2 protein-coding genes are annotated in these 1782 nt (G+C 69.1%); both read left to right on the top strand.

Features of this window, described 5'->3' with window-relative positions; all coding sequences use genetic code 11:
• Positions 1 to 82: 82 nt before the first annotated feature.
• Positions 83 to 439: a YciI family protein gene (locus VW23_RS06765; protein ID WP_069908821.1), complete on the top strand. Its 357-nt coding sequence runs from the start codon at positions 83 to 85 to the stop codon at positions 437 to 439.
• Between the two features lie 9 nt (positions 440 to 448).
• The gene (locus tag VW23_RS06760) at positions 449 to 1669 is read left to right on the top strand and encodes an RNA polymerase sigma factor (RefSeq protein WP_069908820.1); all 1221 of its coding nucleotides are present in this window, start codon (positions 449 to 451) and stop codon (positions 1667 to 1669) included.
• Positions 1670 to 1782 lie beyond the last annotated feature (113 nt).

Below are 1782 nucleotides of genomic sequence, written 5' to 3'. Positions count from 1 at the left end.
AAATAATTCCGCCCCGCCTGTCGATCTCGTCACCCCCTCGTTCGACCGATCGCCGGTAACCTGCCAGCAAATGGAGATGACGATGCAGTACCTGCTGATGATCTATGGCGACGAGGCGGCGATGGGAGCGGCGACGGCCGAACAGGGCAAGGCCATGGGCGAGGCCTATGCGCGCTTCACCCAGGATATCGTGAAGAGCGGACACCTGAAGGGCGGCGACAAGCTGAAACAATCGAGCACCGCCACCACCATCCGCCGCGGCGACGGCAAATCGCTGGTGACCGACGGGCCGTTCGCCGAAACGCGCGAACAGCTGAGCGGCTATTACATCGTCGAGGCGCATGACCTCGACGAGGCGCTGGCGATCGCCCAGAACATCCCGTTCAGCTCCGGCGCCGTGGAAGTGCGGCCGATCGATAGCCTCTCGCGCATGTACTGAGTGAGCGCTTTGGTCGACCGCACCACCATCGAGGCGGTCTATCGCCACGAGGCGGGGAGAGTGCTGGCCACTCTCATCCGCCTCGTCGGCGATTTCGAGCTGGCTGAGGAAGGGGCGCAGGATGCCTTCGAGGCGGCGCTGATCCGCTGGCCGCAGACCGGCCTGCCCGACAATCCGCGCGCCTGGCTGGTCAATACCGGCCGCCACAAGGCCATCGACCGCATCCGGCGGCGCGTCACCCTGCGCGGCAAGCTCAGGACCCTGGCCGCCGAGAGCGCCATCGCGGCGCAACCCGACGTCGAGGACATCGAGGACGACCGACTGCGGCTGATCTTCACCTGCTGCCACCCGGCGCTGGCGCTCGAAACCCGCGTGGCGCTGACCCTGCGCACCGTCTGTGGGCTGAGCACGGCGGCGGTGGCCAGCATCTTCCTCGTCAGCGAGGAGACCATGGCGCAGCGCCTGGTGCGCGCCAAGTCGAAGATCCGCGAGGCCGCCATTCCCTATCAAGTGCCGGATCGCGAGCACCTCGCCGAGCGGCTCGCCGGTGTCCTCGCGGTGGTCTACCTGGTGTTCACCGAGGGCTATGCGCCGAGCGCCGGCACGGCGATCACCCGGCCCGAGCTCTGCGCCGAGGCGATCCGGCTCGGCCGGCTGCTCGACCAATTGCTGCCGGGCGAGCCCGAGATCTCCGGCCTCCTGGCGCTGATGCTGCTGCATGCGGCCCGGCTCGATGGCCGCAGCGACGGCGCCGGGGAGTTGCTGCTGCTCGAGGAGCAGGATCGGGCGCGCTGGGATCGCCCGGCGATCGCCGAAGGCAAGGCGCTGGTCGAACGCGCCCTGGCGCAGCCCGGCCGCATCGGCCCCTATGGCGTGCAGGCAGCGATTGCGGCGCTCCATGCCGATGCCCCAAACTTTGCCGCAACCGACTGGGCACAGATCTCGGGGCTCTACCAGGTGCTGCTGCGGCTTCAGCCCTCCCCGGTGGTCGAGCTCAATGCCGCGGCGGCTTTATCGATGGTCGACGGCCCGGAGCGGGCGCTGCAACTGGTCGAGGCGCTGGCGGCAAACGGCGCGCTCGATGGCTACTGGCCGCTTCATGCGGCGCGCGCTGATCTGCTCGACCGGCTGGGGCGGGCGGCCGAAGCGCAGGCCGCCTATGCCCGCGCGCTGCCGCTGGTGCGGCTCGAGGCGGAGCGGCGGTTGTTGGAGCGCAAGATGCGGGGGTGAGGGGCTCTTGCCGCAGTTCTGCACCGCAGGTCGTCTCGCGTCCCCTCGCCCCTCTGGGGAGAGGGTCAGGGTGAGGGGTAGCCAAGCACACCGGCAAGCCTGCTGTGCTGATG

The sequence above is a fragment of the Devosia insulae DS-56 genome (genome assembly GCF_000970465.2).
In the GTDB taxonomy this organism is placed as follows: domain Bacteria; phylum Pseudomonadota; class Alphaproteobacteria; order Rhizobiales; family Devosiaceae; genus Devosia_A; species Devosia_A insulae.
The sequence above is the reverse complement of the archived record's forward strand: the minus strand, read 5'-3'. Positions and strand labels throughout refer to the sequence as shown.

Excerpts from the sequence above, each read along its gene's own strand:
- VW23_RS06765 (WP_069908821.1), top strand. The coding sequence starts at position 83 with ATGCAGTACCTGCTGATGATCTATGGCGACGAGGCGGCGATGGGAGCG.